The sequence below is a fragment of the Kibdelosporangium aridum genome, assembly GCF_900176515.1.
GTDB classification, from domain to species: domain Bacteria; phylum Actinomycetota; class Actinomycetes; order Mycobacteriales; family Pseudonocardiaceae; genus Kibdelosporangium; species Kibdelosporangium aridum.
Window position 1 is genome coordinate 1 of sequence record NZ_FWXV01000002.1, and the last position, 20,273, is coordinate 20,273.

Annotated in this window: 13 protein-coding genes and 1 pseudogene; 4 read left to right on the forward strand and 10 right to left on the reverse strand. The window is 64.6% G+C overall.

What is annotated here, in order from left to right; translation table 11 throughout:
- The 5 genes and pseudogenes from B9C43_RS09490 to B9C43_RS59575 form a co-directional block, all read right to left on the reverse strand.
- Positions 1–1,100, reverse strand: a pseudogene (locus B9C43_RS09490) (LamG domain-containing protein); the annotation flags it as partial.
- A 340-nt stretch (positions 1,101–1,440) separates the two neighbouring features.
- Complete coding sequence (locus B9C43_RS09495) at positions 1,441–1,773, reverse strand: hypothetical protein (protein WP_143446250.1); 333 nt, start codon at positions 1,771–1,773, stop codon at positions 1,441–1,443.
- Positions 1,774–1,784: 11 nt separating this feature from the next.
- Positions 1,785–8,048, reverse strand: a complete 6,264-nt coding sequence (locus tag B9C43_RS09500; RefSeq protein ID WP_160096442.1) for an RHS repeat-associated core domain-containing protein — start codon at positions 8,046–8,048, stop codon at positions 1,785–1,787.
- Between the two features lie 126 nt (positions 8,049–8,174).
- Positions 8,175–8,735 (reverse strand): hypothetical protein, encoded by a 561-nt coding sequence (locus B9C43_RS09505; RefSeq protein WP_084425691.1) that lies wholly within the window; start codon positions 8,733–8,735, stop codon positions 8,175–8,177.
- Positions 8,736–9,391: 656 nt separating this feature from the next.
- Complete coding sequence (locus B9C43_RS59575) at positions 9,392–9,526, reverse strand: hypothetical protein (RefSeq protein WP_268811557.1); 135 nt, start codon at positions 9,524–9,526, stop codon at positions 9,392–9,394.
- Positions 9,527–9,791: 265 nt separating this feature from the next.
- Between B9C43_RS59575 and B9C43_RS09515 the strand changes: the two genes are divergently transcribed.
- From B9C43_RS09515 to B9C43_RS09525, 3 genes are read left to right on the forward strand one after another with little or no spacing between them, the layout of a single operon-like run.
- Positions 9,792–10,658: a CPBP family intramembrane glutamic endopeptidase gene (locus B9C43_RS09515; protein WP_084425693.1), complete on the forward strand. Its 867-nt coding sequence runs from the start codon at positions 9,792–9,794 to the stop codon at positions 10,656–10,658.
- 37 nt (positions 10,659–10,695) lie between these two features.
- Positions 10,696–11,823 (forward strand): sensor histidine kinase, encoded by a 1,128-nt coding sequence (locus B9C43_RS09520; protein WP_235038537.1) that lies wholly within the window; start codon positions 10,696–10,698, stop codon positions 11,821–11,823.
- Positions 11,820–12,494 carry a response regulator gene (locus tag B9C43_RS09525; protein WP_084425695.1) on the forward strand — a complete coding sequence of 225 codons (675 nt, stop codon included), beginning with the start codon at positions 11,820–11,822 and terminating at the stop codon, positions 12,492–12,494. The genes B9C43_RS09520 and B9C43_RS09525 overlap by 4 nt, the downstream gene beginning before the upstream one ends.
- 51 nt (positions 12,495–12,545) lie before the next feature.
- Here B9C43_RS09525 and B9C43_RS09530 read toward each other — a convergent pair whose 3' ends face one another.
- Entirely contained in the window at positions 12,546–15,482 is a 2,937-nt protein-coding gene (locus B9C43_RS09530) for a toll/interleukin-1 receptor domain-containing protein (RefSeq protein ID WP_084425696.1), read from the reverse strand.
- A gap of 191 nt (positions 15,483–15,673) precedes the next feature.
- On the opposite strand from B9C43_RS09530, the gene B9C43_RS09535 reads away from it, so the two are divergent.
- Positions 15,674–15,886: an SDR family oxidoreductase gene (locus tag B9C43_RS09535; RefSeq protein WP_160096444.1), complete on the forward strand. Its 213-nt coding sequence runs from the start codon at positions 15,674–15,676 to the stop codon at positions 15,884–15,886.
- Positions 15,887–15,893: 7 nt separating this feature from the next.
- Here B9C43_RS09535 and B9C43_RS09540 read toward each other — a convergent pair whose 3' ends face one another.
- The 4 genes from B9C43_RS09540 to B9C43_RS09555 all read right to left on the reverse strand — a co-directional run bounded on the left by B9C43_RS09540 (position 15,894) and on the right by B9C43_RS09555 (position 20,272).
- Positions 15,894–18,293, reverse strand: coding sequence for a hypothetical protein (locus B9C43_RS09540; RefSeq protein ID WP_084425698.1), 2,400 nt, complete (start codon positions 18,291–18,293; stop codon positions 15,894–15,896).
- 102 nt (positions 18,294–18,395) lie between these two features.
- Positions 18,396–19,082 carry an anti-sigma factor family protein gene (locus tag B9C43_RS09545; protein WP_084425699.1) on the reverse strand — a complete coding sequence of 229 codons (687 nt, stop codon included), beginning with the start codon at positions 19,080–19,082 and terminating at the stop codon, positions 18,396–18,398.
- A gap of 3 nt (positions 19,083–19,085) precedes the next feature.
- Positions 19,086–19,619: a sigma-70 family RNA polymerase sigma factor gene (locus B9C43_RS09550; protein WP_033380054.1), complete on the reverse strand. Its 534-nt coding sequence runs from the start codon at positions 19,617–19,619 to the stop codon at positions 19,086–19,088.
- Positions 19,620–19,744: 125 nt separating this feature from the next.
- On the reverse strand, positions 19,745–20,272 hold the full coding sequence (locus tag B9C43_RS09555) for a hypothetical protein (protein WP_084425700.1): 528 nt from the start codon (positions 20,270–20,272) through the stop codon (positions 19,745–19,747).
- Position 20,273: the final 1 nt, after the last annotated feature.

Genomic DNA, 20,273 nt, shown 5'->3' on the forward strand with positions numbered 1-20,273 from the left:
TCCGAACAGCTCGGGCTGTAGACAACCGCGGTGTCCAACGACGCGCTGACGACCGGCTTGTCATGCAGGAAGGTCGTGTCGTATTCGAAGTACGCGCGTGCTTCGCCGATTCCGTTGCACCAGCCACCCAGGGAAGCCGGGCATTGTCCGATCTGCGCCCACGGGTGATCGCCACTGGTCCACCAGTACGGCTGGCTTCCCTTGCCGGACAGCACGGTGGCCCAGTTGTAGATGCCCGGCGGGCTCCACGGCGGGTCGACCGTGACCGGGTAGACCACGGCGGGGTCGGCCAGGAACTTCTGGTCCGGCACGATCTGCAGCGAACCGTCCACGAACGACACATCCACCGCCGCGGACTTCGACGTGGCCGGACCGGGCATCGGGCCGCTGGAATCCCACATCACCGACGTCGGCGAGCTGAACACCTCGGCGCCCGTGTCGTCGAGCGCCTTCAGTGACCCCTTGTCCGACTGCAGCGTCAAGCCCGGCGCCCGCACACCCAGCCTGACCTTCGCCAACTGCGGGTTGCGCGCGGCCTCGGCGGACTTGATCACCAGATGCTGCAGGTAACCACCGCGCTCGGCGATCATCACCAGATCCACGCCCGGCAGCACTTCCGGGTAGGTCGCCGTGTTCTCCTGGAGTACTGGCTTCGGCAGCGCGCCGGGCCATTGCAGGGCGAACTCACGGCCGTCCTTGCTCATCCTGGCCAGATCAGATCCCTGACCGCCGCCGGACAGCCGCAGATCACCCTCCGCGGCCTTCGGCCCAACCGTCCCATCGGCTTTTTGGACTATGGTGGTGTCAATGGTCGCCCACGAGTCGCCCTGCTTGACGCGGACCGGCACTGCCGAGAACTCCGCGGTCATCGTGCCGCCCGGGTTCGCGTACACAGTGCGAGTCGGAGTCCGCTCAGCGGCGATCTCCACCGGCGAACCCTGCAGGCTCGCCAGGTGCACGGCCGTGGCGCCGTCCGGCGCCTCCACGACTCTGTCTCTCGGCGGTGGCGCTCCAATCGGAATACTTCCGCTGGTTATGGTCAAGATGGACCCCACCAAGGCAGTGATCGTCCCGCCGATCACGACACGACGCAGGCGCACGAAGGCCTCCCCCTCAATCACCGATACCGGAGACACATCGTGAGCAGGGCCGGCTTCACGGTGGCTTCAGTTGGGCAACAGCACTGAAATCGGGCTTCAAGGTGGGATTTAGCGCCGTTGACCTGGGAATGTTGGAAAACTGCATGCCTGCGGCCGTGATCGAACACAGCCACCGCGAAGGCACCATCTTCGCAGGTCGGCATGGCCTACGTCGGCGCCCTCACCGGGCCGCTCGCGGTATGACCACAGTGCACTGACCCTCATGATCGCCGCGGCCTGAGCACAGTTTCTCGCGACATAAGACAAACGGGCGGCGAGCCGAAGCTCGCCGCCCGTCCACTCAGGACACTGTCGGTGTCTCTTGTGAAGCACCTATCTCCAGGAACTGCTGATAGAGGAGATACAGCAGTGCGGCATAGGCGTGCTGCGCACGAGCTGCCGCTTGATGCTCCTCGGACTCGCTGACATCGATCTGCTCGATGCGCCGCATGAGTTCCTCGAGCAGTGCCAGGACGTCCGTGGGCGCCAGCTTGAAGACTCCCTCTTCCACATACCGGATCACTGTCGTCACATACAAGTCGGCAAGTACCAGATCGCTGTGCGTCATGATCAGGTCTTCGCCTGGCCCGGTTCGAGGGATCCGTACCTCACGCCACAAGGTGTAGGCGTCCATGAAATTCAGCATCATCTACCTCTGCGCGGAGTTCGGATCGCTGAGTCGTTCCAGTACCAGAACGTAACAACCTTGTTGGTGCCCTCGACGACAAACCCGCCCATACCGGTAACGGGGTCCACGATCTTCCGAACATACTGCCCGTCATAGTAAGGCTGCCGCGAAACGTTCTGGCGTGCCGTGCCGCCTGGCGCCATCACGCGCGCAGCCCATTCGGCCGAATCCCTCAGATACTCCTCTTCCGACACAACGCTTCCGTCCGAACGTGTCTTGTGTTCGTTGTAGTGGTACATGAAGTTGTTCTCGGAACTGCCCCGATCGGCGTGGTCCCAGACCTCTTCGGTCCGTCTCGGACACCGGTTGTGGACCAGTACTGGCAAGTCGCCTGCCAGTACGTAGAACGTGCTGAGACCTTGTACCGAGAGGTTGTGAGCGGCAGCCACGCGCCGGGTCTCACCGCGCAGCCCGCTGAACACGCTCCGCTGACCCGAGGCAGTCAGCAGTTTCTCGCCGATGCCGATCGCGTCGGCACGCTGCCATTGGCGATCGCTCTCGTTCCAGAACGGGTGGTCCTCGGTCGTGGTGACCTTGGCACCGTTCTCAAGCACAAGATCCTGCACGAAGTCCAGGTGCACGATCACGTCGGTTACCTGCCTGGGCTCGACGCGGCCGCTTTGCGGATCGGCGGCCATCACCTCGTCGCCGACCTTGACCTCGGATATCGGCTTCGCCGTCCCGTCGGCCATCAACACCTTGGTGTCAGCGGTAAAGCTGCAGCCCTTCTTGGCCAGGGTGGCCGCGTTGTCGGCGGCCCTGGCCGCAGTACCCGCGGTACCGATGCCTGACGCCATACCGCCGACCGAGATACCCGCGTCGACCCATTCACCCTCGACCGCGTAGATGACCGCGTTGAGGCCATCACAGATCTGGGATCCGATCGGGACCTCTGTCGTTCCACAGATGTCGAGGATCAGGTGTGCTTCCTCGGACGTGATCCCCCGATGCGGCGGAACCACGCAACCACTGATGAGGTAGCCGTTGCCTGGAACGGTTCCGGGCGGACAAGCAGAGGCCGTCTTGCATGGCTGCATGCCGTACCCGCTGCTGGCGAGTTCGGTACAACCCGCCTTCGCCTTCGCTGCCGCCGCCTGCTTCGCCCGCTGGTTGGCCGAAGCCTTCCGGATCTTGCTCGTCACGGCCGCTTCGCGGTAACCGGTCGGCGCGCCTGGTTTGGTCTCCTGGTTGGGCGGGACTGGAGTCCAGATCGACTCCTCGCCCTTGTTGTGGTGGTAGTAGTCGCAGCTGTCGCAGAACGCGCCAGTCGGGTCGCTGAACGTGATCGGGTTGTTGTTGCTGTAGGTGTATCCGTTGATCTGCTGCGGGTCAGCCGGGTTCATCACCGGGTCGACCGAGATGAACCGGCCAAGCGCCGGGTCGTAGTCCCGGGCGCCCAGATGGGTCAGGCCGGTGCTCTTGTCCTTGGTGCCGCCGACAAATCCCAGCTGGGTCGGCCACGGCACCTCCTCGCCGCGAGGTTCACCGAACGGCAACTGGCGGCGACGGGTGACCTGCAGCGAGCCCGCGTCGATGGTGATCTCACCGGTGCCCTGGTGATCGCCCGCGAGCCAGCTCAGCGAGCCGTTGTCCTGCCGGACAGCGATGATGTTCCCGCCGTGGCTGTAGTAACGCGTGGCCTGCGGGTTTCCACCTGCGACATTGAGCCTGAGTTCCTGACCGGGCAGGTACAGCGTCGTGCCTTCAGGATCGCGGCGGATTAGCCGGTTTCCATCGGCGTCGTAGACGAACGTGGTGTCCTTGCCGTCCGTGACGACCTTTGTCAGCGCGTTCTCGACATCCCACGTGAACTCCTGCGATCCCTTACGCAGGACGGCACCGTTGGCGTTGTACTCGTATAGGTCGGTGGTGTTGACGCCACCACCGTTGGTGCTGACCGACTTCAACGCGTGGCCATGCCCCGGAACGTCGTAGTTGTACGTCCGGTTCGTTGTCCCGATTTTCGCGCGCTTGGTCTCAGTCTCGCGGTTGCCGGACTTGTCGTACGTGTACGTGTGCCAGTAAGGCGCAGGGCTGACCGTCGCCGAGAAGCTCGGCTCGGTCTTACACCCTTCCTCCTGCGTCCAGTCACCTACATTCGCAGTCCAAGCCTGTGTCAATCGGCGGAACTGGTCGTGCCGGAAGCACTGCACGTCCGCCGTTTGACCGAGCGGAACGTCCGCAATGGACGTGATCGTGCCTGCCGGATCGAAGGTGTACCTGGTGTCCGACTGCATCGGCGACGGCACCTCGGCGTCCACAATGGACCGTGCCAGCCGACGAGTGTTGGCGTCGTAGTAGAAGGACTGCCAGACCTTCTTGTCACCAGACCCAAGCCGCAGACGCTGGACTTCACCGTAGCGGGTGTATTCGGTCGCCGAACCGTAGTGGAAGGTGCGCCCGTTGTAACCGCCCCAGCTTTCCAGCAGCGCTCCGAGATCGTCGTACTTGTAGCTGACGCTCTCCTCGGGAAGCAGCCCTGCCTTGTCGAACGATTCGCTCGACATCGAGCCGTCCACGTTGTACGACGCGAATGTCTCGTAACTACCGGCGAGCAAACCCTCACTCGCCGGGATTGTCACCGACGATTCGGTCGGCAGGTACAACGGGTTGTAGCTCAGGACCTTCCGAGTGTAGGCATTCTCACCGACCCACCGGGTGGAGGACGCCATCTTCCCCACGCCCTTGATGGCGGTGTCATAGGTCCACTCCGCGAGCGGCTTGCCTGTGACTTCCTCGGCATATACGCCGGTCTTGCGGTCGAGGCCGTCGTAGGAGTATGCAACGGTCTTACCGCGCGCGTCCTTCTGCTTGATCAGCTTGTTGACGTCGTCGAACGTACGGATCGATATCCCGCTGTCCGGATCCTCGTTCTGCACCATACGGCCACGCAGGTCGTACGTGTAGCGCCAGACCTTCGACATGGGGTCCGTGACCGTCTCGAGCTGACCGGCCTTTGTGTACGTGTAGAAGGTCGCGTCGTACGAACCTTCCGGCTTAGGGCCGTGGTAACGACGTTGTTCGACCAATTCACCGCGAGCGTTGGTGATCCCGGTGGTCGCCGTGCCTCCCGCTGGCGGGGTCACGTGGGTCCGGTCGCCGCCGTACGTGGTCGTGGTGCGCCACTTCTCGAACGCGCCTCCATAGTAGACAGACGCCGACGGACGGCCGGCATCGTCGTAGTAGGTCCGGGTGTGCCCGGGGATGTCAGTGTCCTGCGCCAGCCAGACCGTGTCGTCGATGGTGCCGCTCTGGAAGTAGGGCTGGGTCGTCTTCCACTGCCTGCCCAGCGAGTCGTAGCGGGTGTCGACGATCAGCCTGCCGCCGCCCATCGCGGGCGTCTGGGTCTGCCGGGGTCGCAACAGACCGTCGTACAAGGTCTTGCTGGTGATCTCCGTCTTGTTAGGACTGAGCGTGGTGGTGGTGACGACACTCGCGCCGTCGTTGCGGATCAGGTAACTGAATTTGACGCTGGGCTTCTCGGCCGTGGGCTGGTTCGGCAGCCACGCATGGGTTTTGCGGCCAAGGGCGTCGTAGACCATCGTGGTCGTACGGTTGTTCGGGTCGACGGCCTTGGTCGGCACGCCCCATGCGGGATCGATGGTCGTGGTGGTCACCAGACCACCCGCCTTCACACGAGGTTCCGGTGTGGTGACGGTCGTCTGCGTGAGCGGACCCGATTCCGGCGTGAAGACAGTGGTTGTCGCACGCCCCAACGCATCGGTGACCTTCTTTGCCCGGCCATACTTGTCGTAGTCCGTCGTAGAGGTCAGCACGTAGTCCGGATCGGCGGCCGGGCGTTCCTTCGCCACCTCGACGGTCTTGACGTTCCCGTTGTCGTCATAGGTGTTGCGGGAAGCGGAGATCGCGTCCTTCGGGAAAACTGGCGTCGCGTCACAGTTGACTGAGACGGTCTCGACAGTGCCCGGCAGGTTAATGATCCACTTGCCCGCGTTGGGCGCGTACACCGTCCTGGTGCACTTGTCGTCCGCGGCGGTCTTGAGGTCACCGAGATCATCGGACTCGACAGGCAGACCACGGTCGTCATAGTCCGTTTTGGACTCTGTGACGTACCGCTCGCCCGAATCCCGCTCGGTGAAGGTCTGTTGTGAAGCCGTCCGGACGATGTAGGCCTTGAAGTTCCCGCGGGTCGCGGTCGGTCCCTTGACGTAGGGCTTGCTGATCGACTTGGTGATCCGCGGCGGGTCGGGCTGATCGAGTCGAGTCGGCGCCTCGAAAGCGAAGTTCGCTGACTCGAAACCGAACCCCTGCAACCAGTCCGAGTCTGGATAGTCGACGTTCTCCGAGTCGGTGACCTTGGCCGCCCGGTATCTCGGTTGGCCGTCCGGGCCGTTGGGCAGCTTGTCGCCGTCCATGCCACGGTAGAACCGTTTCTCGGACATGGTGATCCGGCCGGAGAGGTTGTCGGGCGCACCGACCCGGGTGCGGACGCGGCCGAAACCGCGGAACTCGTTGTACCCCTTCTTGCTTTCCTTGGTGAACTCCGAGGTGTCGCGGTGCCAGGCGGCACCGCCAAGGTACTCGTAGCTGACCACCTGTTCCTGACTGCTGAGTTTCGTGTCGTTCTGCACGTTCAGCCGGTCGGAGGTGATCACCTTCGTGACCACGTACTTGTGGAAGTAGTCCTCGCGTTCAGCGAAGTTCTTCGGCGCCCACTTGACCGGGAAGCACCACTGGTCGTTCTCCTCGGGCTTGGTGGGCTTGTTCTCCGCCGTGCACTGCGAGGAGTACGTGATCGACGTCAAACCGCCCGACTCAGACCGGATCCCGGTGATCCGATAGCGATACAGCGGCGCGATCCCGTCAGCGGCGGTATCGACGCGGTTGGGCAACGCGGTGCCCTCAAACGTCACCTTCGGCTGCTCGATCGACCCGTCGCCGACCAGACCGGTGTGCGTGATGCTCTTCAACCACAGCGCGGCCTTCTCACGGTCACCCGGATCTGGGAAGTGATGCTCCAGGTCCCACCGGTCGACATCGTCGTACGCTCCACCCCGCAACACCTGCGTGGTGACACTGGCCAGCCGTTGCGTGGACCAGAACGACGGCGAATGGTGCTTGCACGGCGTGGCATCGCACTTGTTCTCCCACGCCACATCCGGCCAGTTGTTCGGGTTCTTGTCGTCACAGATGCTGTTCTGAACGCAGCGATTGGCCACAGTGAACAGAACCCGGCCGCTCGCAGCGGTGCCGTCATCGCGCAGTCCGTAATCGATCCGGCTGAGCGTGCCACCACGGACGTACTCGACCGCGGTGTCCTTCTCGTTCATCCCGTACTTGTTGGTCTCCTTCGTGTAGAAGTACCGGATGACGTTGCCGTTGCGGTCGATGACCTTGTCCAACAGCCACCGATAGGACTGCACGCAGGACGACTCGGCAAGGGTCGCCTTGTTGCACGGCTCGTTCTTGTCGTCACCGAAAACCGGAACAGTCCACGTGGAGTTCGCGTCCAACTGCGACCCGAACCAGTACTGCGTACCGTCCGGACTGGTGATCTGCCAGTGCTCGCCGTTGTCGTCGCCGTTCAGAATGCCCTTGTCGTCCTGGAACCGCACAATGCGCGAACCGTCATCGCTCTTGGTCCGCCAGGCGCCAGACGCATCATCCCGGATCAGTGCACCGCCACTGCTCCCGTAAGCGGCAGTAGCGTTGTCACTGCGCCAGCACAGATCACCCATCGACTCCGGCGGCTTCACACCACCCGGATCGTCATCCTCGGCACAGGGGCCGTAGGTGCGCTCGACGAACCCGGGCGAAAGACTCCACCCCTCACCGGCCCAGGAAGGCTGGTTGTTGGTGACACTGGTCCTGCCATCCACTTCGGACGACTTGTAGGACAGCGCGAGCTGAGGCATCAATCCGCCAGGAGACGGCGGAACCCGCATGGGATACGTCCAAGAGAAGTCGCCCGTGTGCGAAGCAACAGACCAACTCGCGGACGGCGCGAGCGAAGTCGCGGCAGTCGTACCGCTACCAGGCAGAGCTTGCCGCTCGCGCTGGTTGCCGTCGAGCTGACTCCCCGCCGCCTGATCTTGCCTGTACGGGTTCAGCGACGGCGAGACAACACTGGTCGAAGGCGTCGCCGGCAACGGTACGGACGGACCACCCGCCGCAACGGCGGCAGACGGCACCACCACGACTTGAACAAGAGTCGCGACCAGCATCATGCTGATCGAAAGAGCGATCGATCTGGAACGCACAGATCTCAACTCCCCCACGAGTCCGGTAAGCATCCAAAAACCGCAGCCCACTCCGGCTCGGAGTAAGCTGCGGTCATCTCGTCGGAGCCTGACGAAACCCGGTTTCAGCCGGGCAACAGGACGGCATCACCGCTTCAAAGCGGCTTCAAACCCACCCGCACCACCATGCGGACCAAAACAGTAGTCCATCCAGCAGCGAAACCGCGGAACGCCGTGAACACATCCGATGACGGCCTGGGTGACCCAAACCGTTCGATTCCTCGCCATGGACATCGAAAACCGGATACCGGCGCGATTCCTGATCCGACGACGGACTCCCGCGTCCTCGTCCATCTGCTCGACGCCAAGCACGACGCCCGGCCGTACACCTGGATCACCGTGCTGAACAGCTGACGTCCCTGGCGCGGCAACGCCGCTCACTAGGCTTCGAGCTCTCCGGTGTTCGCCGCGTAAAACGGCTTCCGGGACAGGTGTTGTGAAGGCGACCTGCTCGAAACTGACGTCGCCAGCGAAGGTGACCTGCTCGAAACCGGCCCAGGCGGTGAAGGTGGCCTGCGCGAAGTCGGCGCGGCTGGCGAAGGCGGCAACAAGCCGGAATCCCAGAAGGACGCCAACCGGGATGAAAGGCTTCCTGTTTGCGGAAAGCGCAAACAGGGCTCTCCCCGTCTCGACCTGCCTGTTTGTCACGCCGAGCGCCCCCTGTCGCTGTGCGGACTTGTGCGGGCATTCCGGCCACGATTCCGGCCAACCCGCCGTTCCTTGTTCGATTACCGCGAGAGCTCACAGAGAAGTTCAGAAGGGATCGACATGCGAGTTACACGGGTGGTCGCAGGATTGACAGCCGTCATTGCTGCTGTTCTTGGGCTGAGTCTGGCAACCGCCGGCTCCGCCGCCGCAGCTGACGAGGCCGGCCAATGGCGGTCGTACGGCAACACAAATCCGGTTACCTCCAGCCCCAGCACGTGGCGTTGCGCTGGCACCCAGATAGTCATCATCGATGTGGTCGCGCAGGTCTGCGCGATCAGGACGATAGCTGGGGGCGACGTACAGGGAGCAGTGATCGTGCGCAACAACCTATCCGGCGTCTACTCGGTGACAGCAAGGATGAGCGTGGTCAACTCGTCCGGCGATGTGCTGGGCAACTGGAGGTGCCCGCCGTCAGGGGTCGGAGCGAACTCGTGGTCAGTGTGCTTCGGCAAGACCTTCACCCATAACGGTCGGGTGAGGGCGACGGCTGGAACCGCCAACGGTGTACCCCTCGGCACGTCGCCGTTTGTCTGAACCGAGCGTCTAGGTCCGTGACGTCGGTGCGGCGAGCTCAGCCAGGTGGTGCAGCCAGTTGGTCAGATGCCAGTGGCCGAACGGCCCCCGTTTCCCGGTGCACCAGCTCGAGCCCAGCCACCAGCTCGCTGAGCGGGCTGGCTCATCGCGATCCGGGTCCGGTCGATCGTCGATTCGCCGAGCTGGATGCGGATCACCGGGGCCAGCCTAATCCCGCACCACTGCCCCGGCGGGCCGTCTGAGATGGCACAGGGACTGTGCCGCAGCACTCAGGTCCCTTGGAGGGGATCTCCATGACCGTGTGGCCCGACTCGTTCTTGATGATGATGCGGGGTGGCCGGTGCGGGCTCTTGTCCCCCGTGAGAGCTACACGGGTTGTCGTTCCCAGCGGGATTCCGCAGCCTGCCTGTTTTCCTAATCTCTGTGTCTCGTAAGGAGATCACCACAGAGAGGACCGCGACAATGGCTCGATCGACGGACGTTGAGGGGAATGGAAAGCTGCGCAGGTTCCGGTTTCCTGTGTTGCTGGTTGTGTTCGCCGTTGTGATGTTGGCGAATGCCGGGATCATGCAGCTCGTGTCGCCGATCGTGCTGCTTGCGCTGCCGGTGGGTATCGGCGCTGCCATTGCCGTTGTGGCTGGATACCGCCGGTTGTCGCGGGTCGTGGAGCAGCGGACGGACGTTCCTGAGATCGCCAAGGCGGGGATGTGGACCCAGCTGCGGCGCGGGGCGTTGCTCGGATTCGGTCTGTTCGTCACGTTGATGCTGCTGATCGCGATGTTCGGCGGCTGGCAGGACCTGTCGTGGGGCTCGATCTGGGGATGCCTCGGCACCGCTGGTCTGACGGCGAGCGTCGCAGTCACCGAAGAGGTGCTGTTCCGCGGGGTCCTGTTCCGCATCATGGAGGAACGTATCGGGACGGCGATCGCCCTGGTCGTGTCGTCGCTGGTGTTCGGCTTGACGCACTCGATCAACGTCAACGCGACGCTGTGGGGCGCGCTGTCGATCGCCTTGACGGGCGGACTCCTGATGACCGCCGCCTACGTCGCGACCCGCTCGCTGTGGCTGCCGATCGGTCTGCATTTCGCCTGGAACTTCACCCACGCCGGCATCTTCGGTGTCGCCCTGTCCGGCTCGGGCGAGCCGCCTCACGGCCTGCTGCAGACCACGCTGTCGGGCCCGGCCGTGCTGACCGGTGGCACGTTCGGACCCGAAGCGAGCCTGATCGCGCTGCTGATCTGCGTGATTCCCACTGTTCTCCTGCTGCGGCGCGCGGCGCGCATCGGCCAGATCCAGCGCCGTCCGCGCCGCGTCGAACTCTCGTCCTGACCAGTAGGCTCGCGCGATGCTCGTAGTGTGGCAACGCATGCCTCAGTCCACTAAGGACAGTGCGTTCGCGCTGGTTTTCACGGCCCTGGCATTCGTGCCAACCCTGTCGGCTGTCGGGCCTCAGCTCGGTGACCTGCCGAAGCGCCCGGCGGACACGCTCGCGCTCGTGCTGGTCGTGGCCCAAGCCGCACCACTGGCGCTCCGGCGGCGCTGGCCGGTGGCCTGCCTTGCGGTCATAGGCATCGCCTTCGCACTGCACCAGTCGTTCGGTTACCCGGATACGTTCGCTGGCATCGGGTTCTACGTGGCGCTCTACACGGTCGGCGCCCATCAGGCCCGGCACCGCTGGGTGCTGGCACTCCTGGCGACCGCGGGCTATGCCGGGCTGGCAGTCGTCTTGCACCTGCTGGGATCTCCCAGCCAGCTCCAAGTCTTCGTCGTGTTCTATCTGAGTCTGGTGGTGATGTGGATGGCCGGGGCCGCGATGCGCCGCTGGCGGGCCGAGGAGACGGAACACCGTCGGCTGAGCGTCGAGGTAGCCACTGCCGCAGAGCGGGCCCGTATCGCCCGCGACTTGCATGACGTGGTGACCCACCACGTGACAGCCATGGTCGTGCAGTCGGACGCGGCGCAGTTCCTCCTCGACGGCGCGCCGGAACGCGTCGGGGAAGGACTCGTCGCCATCAGCGACACGGGTCGCCGGGCACTGACCGAACTAAGGCACTTGCTCGGCGTGCTGGAGGCGACCGGTGACTCCGCGACCGCGGACCGGTCGCCGGCCCTGGGCCGGGTCAGTGATCTCGTTGAACAGGCCCGCTTGTCCGGCCAGCCGGTCGAACTGTCCAGGCGTGGCGATCAGCGCGAACATGCCGTCGACATCGAACTGGCCGCGTACCGGGTGGTGCAGGAGGCGTTGACCAACGCGATGAAGTACGCGACCGGCCACCTCACCAAGGTCGAGATCGACGATCACGATGACCGGATCGAGATCGAGGTGACCACCGAGGGGACCAGCCGAGGCACGCCCGCTGTCGCGTCGGGCGGGCGCGGACTGAACGGACTGCGGGAACGAGTACGCATGCTCGATGGTGAACTTGTAGCCGCGGCCCGGCCCGAAGGCGGGTTCCGCGTGCACGCACTTATCCCGTCGCGGAGGCAGGCATGACGGTGCGGGTACTGGTTTGTGAGGACCAGGCGCTGGTGCGTGCCGGCTATACGACGATCTTCTCGGCGCAGCCGGACATGGAGGTCGTCGGCGAGGCGGCGGACGGCAGGCAGGCCGTCGAACAGGCGTTACAGCTACGTCCGGACGTCATCGTGATGGACATCCGCATGCCCATCCTCGACGGCATCGAGGCCACCCGCCGGCTGGCCGGCCCCGGCGTGGACAACCCGGCGAAAGTGTTGGTGGTCACCACTTTCAACGTCGACGAATACGTCTACGAAGCGCTCAAGGCCGGCGCTAGCGGGTTCCTGCTCAAGGACGCGCCACCGGCGGAACTGATCAACGGCGTGCGCACCATCGCCGCCGGTGACTCGCTGGTGGCCCCGGCCGTCACCCGCACCCTGATCGGTCACTTCGCCGAGCGCCTGCGTCCCACCGACACCACCCGGCCCGCCCTGCAACAGGTCCGGCAGACACTGGCCCGCCGGGAACTCGAGGTGCTCGAACAGATCGCCGCGGGCCTGTCCAATGCGGAGATCGCCGAGAAACTCTGCATCACCACCGAAACCGTGAAGACCTACGTCTCCCGCATCCTGACCAAACTCGACCTGCGCGACCGTGTGCAGGCTGTCGTCCTCGCCTACCGGGTGGGACTGGTCGTCGCCGAGTGAAGTGATGGCGTCCCTGCCCGCATGCCCGACGAGTGTCGCGGTTGGACGCACTCAACCGCTGATCTCGGCGAGGGTGTGTTCGACGGCCAGTGCCTCGGGCACCCCTAGCTGCTCGTAGAGCACGGATGCCTGTCGTAGCCTGCTGATGCCCTCCTCAGCGGCATCGGATGTCCTAAGTAGACAGCGACCGATTCCTTCCAGCGCATAGGCCTCGTACAGGCGTGCGCCTATCTGTTGGGCTTGATGGAGTGCTTGCTCGTAGTGTTCGCGGGGGTTTCCTGCCTGCGGCCAGTCGACGGCCAGGGCGGCGAGGTTGATCAAGTTTTCGACCTGCCCTTCCCTGTCGTCGGTCAGGAGTACGTGTGCGCGGGTGAAGCTCTTCAGAGCCTCGGAATAGTCGTGTGTCGCGTGCTGGACCATGCCGAGGTCCTTGAGTGCGTTGGCCTCGCCTAGGCGATGGCCAAGCTGGACATACAGCGCATGGGCACGGGTGAGGCTGGCGGTCGCGTCGGCGAACTTTCCGCGCAGGCGCTGCACGTTGCCGAGGTCGATGAGGGCGTTGGCCTCGCCTAGGCGATGGCCGAGTTGGGTGTAGAGCGTGTGGGCGCGGGTGAGGCTGGCGGTCGCGTCGTCGTAGTGGCCTCTCAGGTACTGCAACATCCCCAGATCCGCCAGCACCGTGGCTTCGCCGACTTGGTTGCCCAGTTCGGTGTAGAGCGTGAGCGCATCCGTGAAGCTGCCGACCGCTTCGGCGTAGTCCCCACGCAGACGCTGCACGATTCCGAGGTCCTTGAGCGCGTTGGCTTCGCCGAGACGATGGCCAAGCCGAACGTAGAGCGCACGGGCGCGGACGAGACTGGTCTCCGCGTCGGTGAAGTCGCCGCGCAAGTACTGCAGGATGCCGAGATCAGTGCGTGTGTTCGCCTCACCGATCCGGTTGTGGAACATGGAGAACAGGTTGTGCGCACGAGTGAGGCTCTTGGCCGCCTCGTCGTACTCGCCCCTGAGGTAGTGGATCACGCCGACATCGGCGAGGACCGCTGCTTCGTCTGCGAACTGGCTTGCGGCATAGGCAGCTGTGACCGCTGTCTTGTGCAGGCAGAGGGCATGGTTCCAATGGCCCTGCTGCCTGAGATACGGGTGTATCGCGGTCGCGAGCTGCGCTGCCCGCTGAGCGCGTCCGTGATTGGACGCATAGATGACGCAGGCGCCGATATTGGCTCGTTCGTTGGCCAGCCAGGCGGCAGCCGCCTCCGCGGAGCTCAGGTCAGGGGCTTGTGCTGGCGGCTTCGGCGAGACGGCCAGGTTTGCGATGTGCCGGGTGGGCAACTGCCCGACCGCGGTCGCGGTGGCGTAGAGGTAGTAATCAACGAGCCGGTCGATGGCCGACTCGCGGAGCGCGACGGAGTCACCTGTCGCGAGCGTGACCGCGTACGCGTTGATCAAGTCGTGCAAGCGATAGGTGCCTGGAGTGGGCTCTTCCAGAAGGTGGTCGAGATACAGCGCCTCGAGTCGTTCACGGGTGTCTTCGACGTCCGCGTCATCCAGGACAGCCGCGGCGTACACGTCGATGTGCGCGCCGGGGTGCTGGCTCATCCGCCGGAACAGACGCTGTTGGTCGGGAGTGAGGTCGCGGTAGGACAAGTCGAACGCGGCGGCCACCGTCTGGTTCCCCGCCCGGATGGCGCGCGGCCGGTTGCGTGAACGCGCGAGTTCCTCAGCCAGGTGCCGCACCGTCCAGGTCGGGTGGCTTCGCCATCGACCGGCGGTGAGCGCGATGGCCAGCGGCAGGTATCCGCAAAGCCGCACGAGTTCGGCGGCTGCCGTGGCTTCGCTGGGGTCAGGGGTGACGCGGGCAACACGGTGGAGCATCGCCACGGCGTCGTCGGGAACCAGGACTTCCAACGACAGTGGCTGGACGTCCTCGAGCGCTTCCATCCGGCGGCGGCTGGTGACGAGGAGAAGGCTGCCTGGGCAACCAGGGAGCAACGGACGCACCTGTTCCGGCCTGAGGGCGTCGTCGAGCAGCAGGAGCACCCTCTTGCCCGCGAGCTTTTCCCGCCAAAGCCGGGATCGTTCGTCGAGGGTTGCCGGAATCTGTTCGACCGCGATGCCGATCGTCAACAGCAGAGTGAGCAGGGCGTCGGCCGGTTCGACGGGCGCCTTGCCGGGAGTGTGCCCGTGCAGGTCGAGGAAAAACTGGCCGTCGGGGAACCGGCTGGCCAGGTGGTGAGCGACGTGCACGGCGAATGTCGTCTTGCCGACGCCGGGCATTCCGTCGATCGACAGGATTGTCGCTCCGAGTACGTCGCCGTCCGCAGCGGTCGTGACGATGTCCACGAGCCGGGCGACTTCCTGGGCGCGGCCGGTGAAAGCACGGTTGTCGAGAGGCAGGTTCGACATCGGCGCGGCGGCGGCCGAGGGCAGCGTGGAGTCGATTGGCGGCAACGCCGGAACGTCGCCGAGCTCCGACGGCACGTAACGCGGTTGTCCAGTCAGGACCCGGAGCAGATCCTCGATCCCGGCTTCGGTCAGCTCGCTGACCTGGTAGTGATCCGCGCAATAAGGCTGAAGAAAATGCGGGATATCGTCACGCGACCCGCCGGGGAGTATCACCGGGAGCGTCTTGCGGATCCACTGCTCACGATCGCGATAAAGAAGATCCCGCAATAATGCGGATTCACTGTGGACTCCTCTGCTCTCAGTCGCTGGACCGGCTCCGTCCGCGACGCTCGCGTAGCGCGGGGATGCGATGACAATGGTGAAGTCGGACTCCGTGATGTGTTTGATCATCCACGCGTACCAGTCGTGCCGCTGGTCGTTGTCGAAGTAGTCCAGTACGGCGTCGATGCCGTGTTCACGCAGCAACGCGCAGAACTGCCGGACATCCGACTTGTGCTGCTCGCTCTCGTGGGAGTAGGAGATGAAGACTCGCGGCGCCGGTCGGGGCGGGTCACCGTGGGCCACTATGTTCTCTGTTGACGCCATTGCAGCATCTCCCGCCACGAACACCACTCACGCTGCAATCAAGATTACCCCGCACCGCAACTGTTACCGCCGGTCTTACCTATTCGAACAGTCGTGTCCAATGTGCCCCCGATAGATGCATAGGAGCACGGACTTCGACTACCGACAGCAATTGATCTCGGGACAGAAATGCATGATTCCGCATTGATGCGGTGATCTTCTGCCTGCCGGGCAATTGCACTCCACAGTGGACATCGACACTGAGCAAAACGGACGTACTTATTCACGAGCGATCCGGATCACCATTGGGTCGTCTGGTGCGGCCGCACGACGTCACCGAGGTGACCGCCGTCCTTGCCGGCGACGGTGCCGCTGGCATCACAGGTGAGGACATCAATGTGTCCGCTGGTTTGGTCATGTACTGACCTCTGATCACCGTGGTGTCGACGCGCCTATCGGCTCACCGACACCAGAAATGCCCGCGGGGCCTTGCAAGATAGCCGCGACCGCAGCGCCTGCGAGCGCTGTCACCACTGTGGTCGCGGCGGCCACCACCAGGGTCGTCACCGGCGTGACCAACGCGCCTGCCTTGCGGAAGTCACGCAGCTGGCCCCAGCGCAGACCTGCCGAGCGACTCAGCCGCCACTCCCAGAACAGTCCAAGGCCGATACACAACACCGTGATCTGGCCGGCACGGATCGCTACCGCGAACGCGATCTGTTCGGCCGACGCGGCGGGCGTGAGCACTATCGCGAGCAACTCCGGAACCAACAGCGCCACCAACAGCGCGCTGGCCTTGGCGATCGGACGGTCACCGCGCAGGGCCGGGTAGAACAACCCGAACAATGCGCCGTAGACCACCCAGCGCAGCACGGACCTACCGTCTCCCAACAGCTCCAGCGTCGACTGTCCACTGAGGTCGGTTCCTGGGCTGAAGAAGATCAGGGACGCTTCGTAGGCCATGATCGGCAAAGCGAGCGCCGCGGCCGCTCCCACGCCGGCCAGCAGGTTCGCTCTCGGGGAGAAGCCGCCACCGGAACCCAGCGCCGCCTCGTGCAGGTTGATCCCGGCCCTGGCCGGTTGGACGGACGCGGACCATGTTCCGTACAAGGTGCTCAACGGCACCTCGCCCGCTGCTGCCCGTGCGATGCCTGTTCGGTGCGTCTCGCGGGCGACCTGGTCGACCAGCCGCTGCCAGATCTCCAGGCGCACCAGCCGGACGTGGGTCCGCCGACCGATCGCGGCGAGCCTGGCCGCACGGTCCGCACGGTTGGCCGGGACCAGCCAGATCAACGTGAACGTCAACGACAGCAACGCGAGTACTTGGCCGAGCGTGGAAACCGAATTGGGGATCACGGCGATCACCACGATCACGAACATCGCCATCCGGATGATCGGGTCGGCGTACGCGTGCGCGTCCGTGGACAAGCGGATTATCAGCACGATCAACAAGGTCACCAACGCCGCGACCAAGATCGCCGCCGCGTCGGTCGCGAAGGCGAGCGTGACCCGCCGCGGATAGTCCCGCACCACAGTGTCGACGGCGTCCACGACCAAAGCCGCGGCGGGCAAGAACAACACAGCGGACACAACAACCGCGATGGTGTAACCCAATGCCTTGCGTCGCGCGCCGATTGCCGCGGCAAGGCCGATTGCCACCGGAGCCGCGAGCAGGCCGAGAGTCAGCAGCGCGAATCCGCCGTAAGGCAGCGCCGATTGTTCAACGAGGAAGTCGACCAACGGCGCGCCACACACCAGAGTCACACCGATCAGTGCCGCAATCGCCGCCCAGCTTCGACGACCTGCGATCCACGCGGCCGCAGCGAGGCTGGCTCCTGCGGCCGCACCGCCGCCGATCAAGGTCAACGCACTCCCAGCAGGCAACAAGGCAGCAGCCGTCCCTACTGCCAGGACAAGAGCACCAAAGGCCAGCCACTGCACCTGTCTGCCAAGCGGTTCCACACCTCGCACGGCACGACACCAGATCAAGGTGAGAACGGGAGCCACCATGAAGATGCCCGACAGGATGACACCGGCCGTGCTGGGGATCCACAACAGCATGGCCCCCAACGGCGGAATGCTGAAGACGTAAGCGATCGCGCCTGCGCGCAACGGTCCGCGCACCCTGTGCCTGGAGCGGTAACCAAGGAACAACACCAGCAACCACGGCACGCCCATAGCGATGTGCCACAGGGCAGGCCCCTGGCTCAGTGACCAGCCTGTCCACTGCGTACTGCCCGATTCGACACTGACGTAGATGTACCGGTTGATCGGGCCGGTGAACTCGATCCGATCTGGACCCATCAGTGCTGGACCTTCGTCGCTGTGCAGCTCAACGACGCTGACGCCCTCGGTACGAACCCGCAATGTCCGTTCCCACACCTGCCCGCTGTGGTAGGACGACGGGCGTTCGATGTAGCCGTCCGTATCGGACAGCGTCAGTGTGCCGGAGACCAGTACCTTCGCCCGCAGGTCGTCCCGGCCGAACTCGACGGTGGGAGGAGAGAACACGCCGGTTTCCGGGGCGCCCGCGATCGAGCAGGCCACCGCCTTCCCGTCCACCACACCTGTCCGCACGGCGTCGATCAACGGGTCCCGACGAAACACATCGATCACGTAGTCCGCAGTGACCTCCACGCCTCGCACAGTCGAGCGCAGCAGGACCGAAACTTCCGCCTCACGAGGCGCGTTCACCCGGATGGCCGCCTCTTGTGGATCGACTTCCCGCGAAAACTCGACAAGACGCAGGTCATCCGGCGTGTAGATGACAGCGCCGATTCCCAGCGGCAGCAGCACCAACACCAGCGCGAACACGTACCGCACGGCAGTCACGTGCTTAACATAGGGTCACATGGTGTCGTAACCCCAGCCGATGTTGGGGTGAATCATGTGTATTTCCGGGTGTTGTTGGCGCCCCCGTTGGGCTACCCGAAGCTAGATGTTCGTGGTGACATACCGCTTTCCGTCCGTGGTCTCAACCAGCACAGAGGTGATGTCCTGCGCGGGGATCAATGCAGAGCCGTCCAGGGTCGTTCCCCCGGCTTCGTTGTTCGGGACCACCCAACTGCCTGCTGATTCACGGGTGCCGTCCTTGCCGACCACGATCAGCCGGCACTGTTCCCCGGCGGGAATCCCACTGACCGCCGCGTTCACCCGTGCCCAGCCCGCGGCCGGGGTGACCCGGACGACAAGTCGCGCACCGGTTGTGCTGTCGGTCGAATTGGCGAATCGGACACCCTGGGGTTGTGTCGTCGTCGGGATGGCGACCTGTTGCGGTTGGCTCGTCGTCGACTGGCCGACGAGGACGCCACCGGTCACCAACGCCGCCGCGGCGACGACAGCGGCTGCCGCGGTGAGAAATCGGGAGCGGCGTCGTGCCGCTGTCTTCTCCGTTCTCACCTGACGCAAAGTCCGCTGCAGGACCAGGTCCGCGTCGTCCGGGTAGCCCTCCAGCATCGCTTCCGGCGGCACTTCGCCTAGGAACTCCTGCATTTCCCGCAGCGAAACACTGTCCATCCGGCACACCTCGCAGCCGTCGATGTGCTTCTCGACTCCGGCGGCCTGGTTCGGCGCCAGCAGACCAGCGACGTAGGCGTCGATGTCCACATGTTGCTCGGACATGTCTCAGGCCACTCCTTCCATCCCTGTCTCGCGCGCGGAGAACATGTCGCGTAACGCACGCAACGCGTAGTGCGAACGCGACTTCACTGTGCCCGGCGGGATGCCGAGGGTTTCCGCGGTCTCGTTGATGTTCTGTCCCCGCACGTAGATCTCCACGAGCACGGATCGGTGCACGTCCGGCAACTTCTCGAGGGCGTCGAGCACGACCATGGAGCTGACCACCTTGTCGGCGTGATCACGCTCGATCGGCACGGCGGTCGGCGACTCGGCCACCTCTTTCGGCCGGGCGTTACGGGCTCGCACCTTGTCGGTGATGATGTTGCGCACGACCGTGAGCAACCAGCCCCGCACCGAACCCTTGCCGTTGACCAGGACGTCCGGGTTGCGCCACGCCTTGATCAACGCCTCCTGCACGACGTCCTCGGCCGCCGCGCGTTCGCCGGTCAGCCTGGTCGCGTAGGCGAGCATGGCGCGGCCGTGCTCTGCGAACAACGTCCGGATCAACGCCTCGTCGGCGACCTGCCGATGACGAGTCATCCGTTACACCTCCACGACTCCCGATGCCCGGGAGTTCCCCTCATTGACACGGATGCGGTGCCCTGTTCGGATCACCGCCAATGGCACTGGATACGTGACGCCGCTCACGGCATGCCGGGTGGCGATCAGTTGCCGCTCTTGGCTTTCTGCCCGGCTTTCGAGCCGTCCGGCGCGACGGCGAACCACGTTCTGCCTGCCCCTTGGCCGTTGGTCTGGCCGGGCACGATGTCCTTGACGTAGCGGTAAACCGGACGGCCACCGATGGTCACCTGCTGCGTGCCGTCCCTGCGGTCGAGCACGCCGATCTCCGACGGGCTCAGGTTCTCAAACGTGATCTTCTCGTTCGCCAGCACCGGTGGCCACTGCCGGGCGCACGCACCCTCGCATGTGGACTTCGGCGGCGAGTCGGAGTCCTTGTCGAACCGGTAGAGCGTGAATCCGCGGCCGTCGAGCACGACCGCACCGAGTGTCAGGTTTTGGCCCAGCTGCACCGACTTCGGCCAGTAACCGCCCTCGTCACTGCGCTGACCGAGCGTCTCTTCCAGCGCGGCGGCGTCACTGGCCAGTGGCACGCCGGTGGTCTGCTGGCCACACCCCGCGAGTACGGCGATGCCTGCGAGCGCCAGGCCGCTCAGCCACGTCTTCGTCCACATT

What these genes read in the sequence shown, in the direction of transcription:
- B9C43_RS09530 (WP_084425696.1), bottom strand. Translation starts at nt 15,482, where the DNA reads ATGGCGTCAACAGAGAACATAGTGGCCCACGGTGACCCGCCCCGACCG.
- B9C43_RS09520 (WP_235038537.1), top strand. Translation starts at nt 10,696, where the DNA reads ATGCCTCAGTCCACTAAGGACAGTGCGTTCGCGCTGGTTTTCACGGCC.
- B9C43_RS09550 (WP_033380054.1), bottom strand. Translation starts at nt 19,619, where the DNA reads ATGACTCGTCATCGGCAGGTCGCCGACGAGGCGTTGATCCGGACGTTG.
- B9C43_RS09515 (WP_084425693.1), top strand. Translation starts at nt 9,792, where the DNA reads ATGGCTCGATCGACGGACGTTGAGGGGAATGGAAAGCTGCGCAGGTTC.
- B9C43_RS09525 (WP_084425695.1), top strand. Translation starts at nt 11,820, where the DNA reads ATGACGGTGCGGGTACTGGTTTGTGAGGACCAGGCGCTGGTGCGTGCC.
- B9C43_RS09545 (WP_084425699.1), bottom strand. Translation starts at nt 19,082, where the DNA reads ATGTCCGAGCAACATGTGGACATCGACGCCTACGTCGCTGGTCTGCTG.
- B9C43_RS09555 (WP_084425700.1), bottom strand. Translation starts at nt 20,272, where the DNA reads ATGTGGACGAAGACGTGGCTGAGCGGCCTGGCGCTCGCAGGCATCGCC.
- B9C43_RS09495 (WP_143446250.1), bottom strand. Translation starts at nt 1,773, where the DNA reads ATGGACGCCTACACCTTGTGGCGTGAGGTACGGATCCCTCGAACCGGG.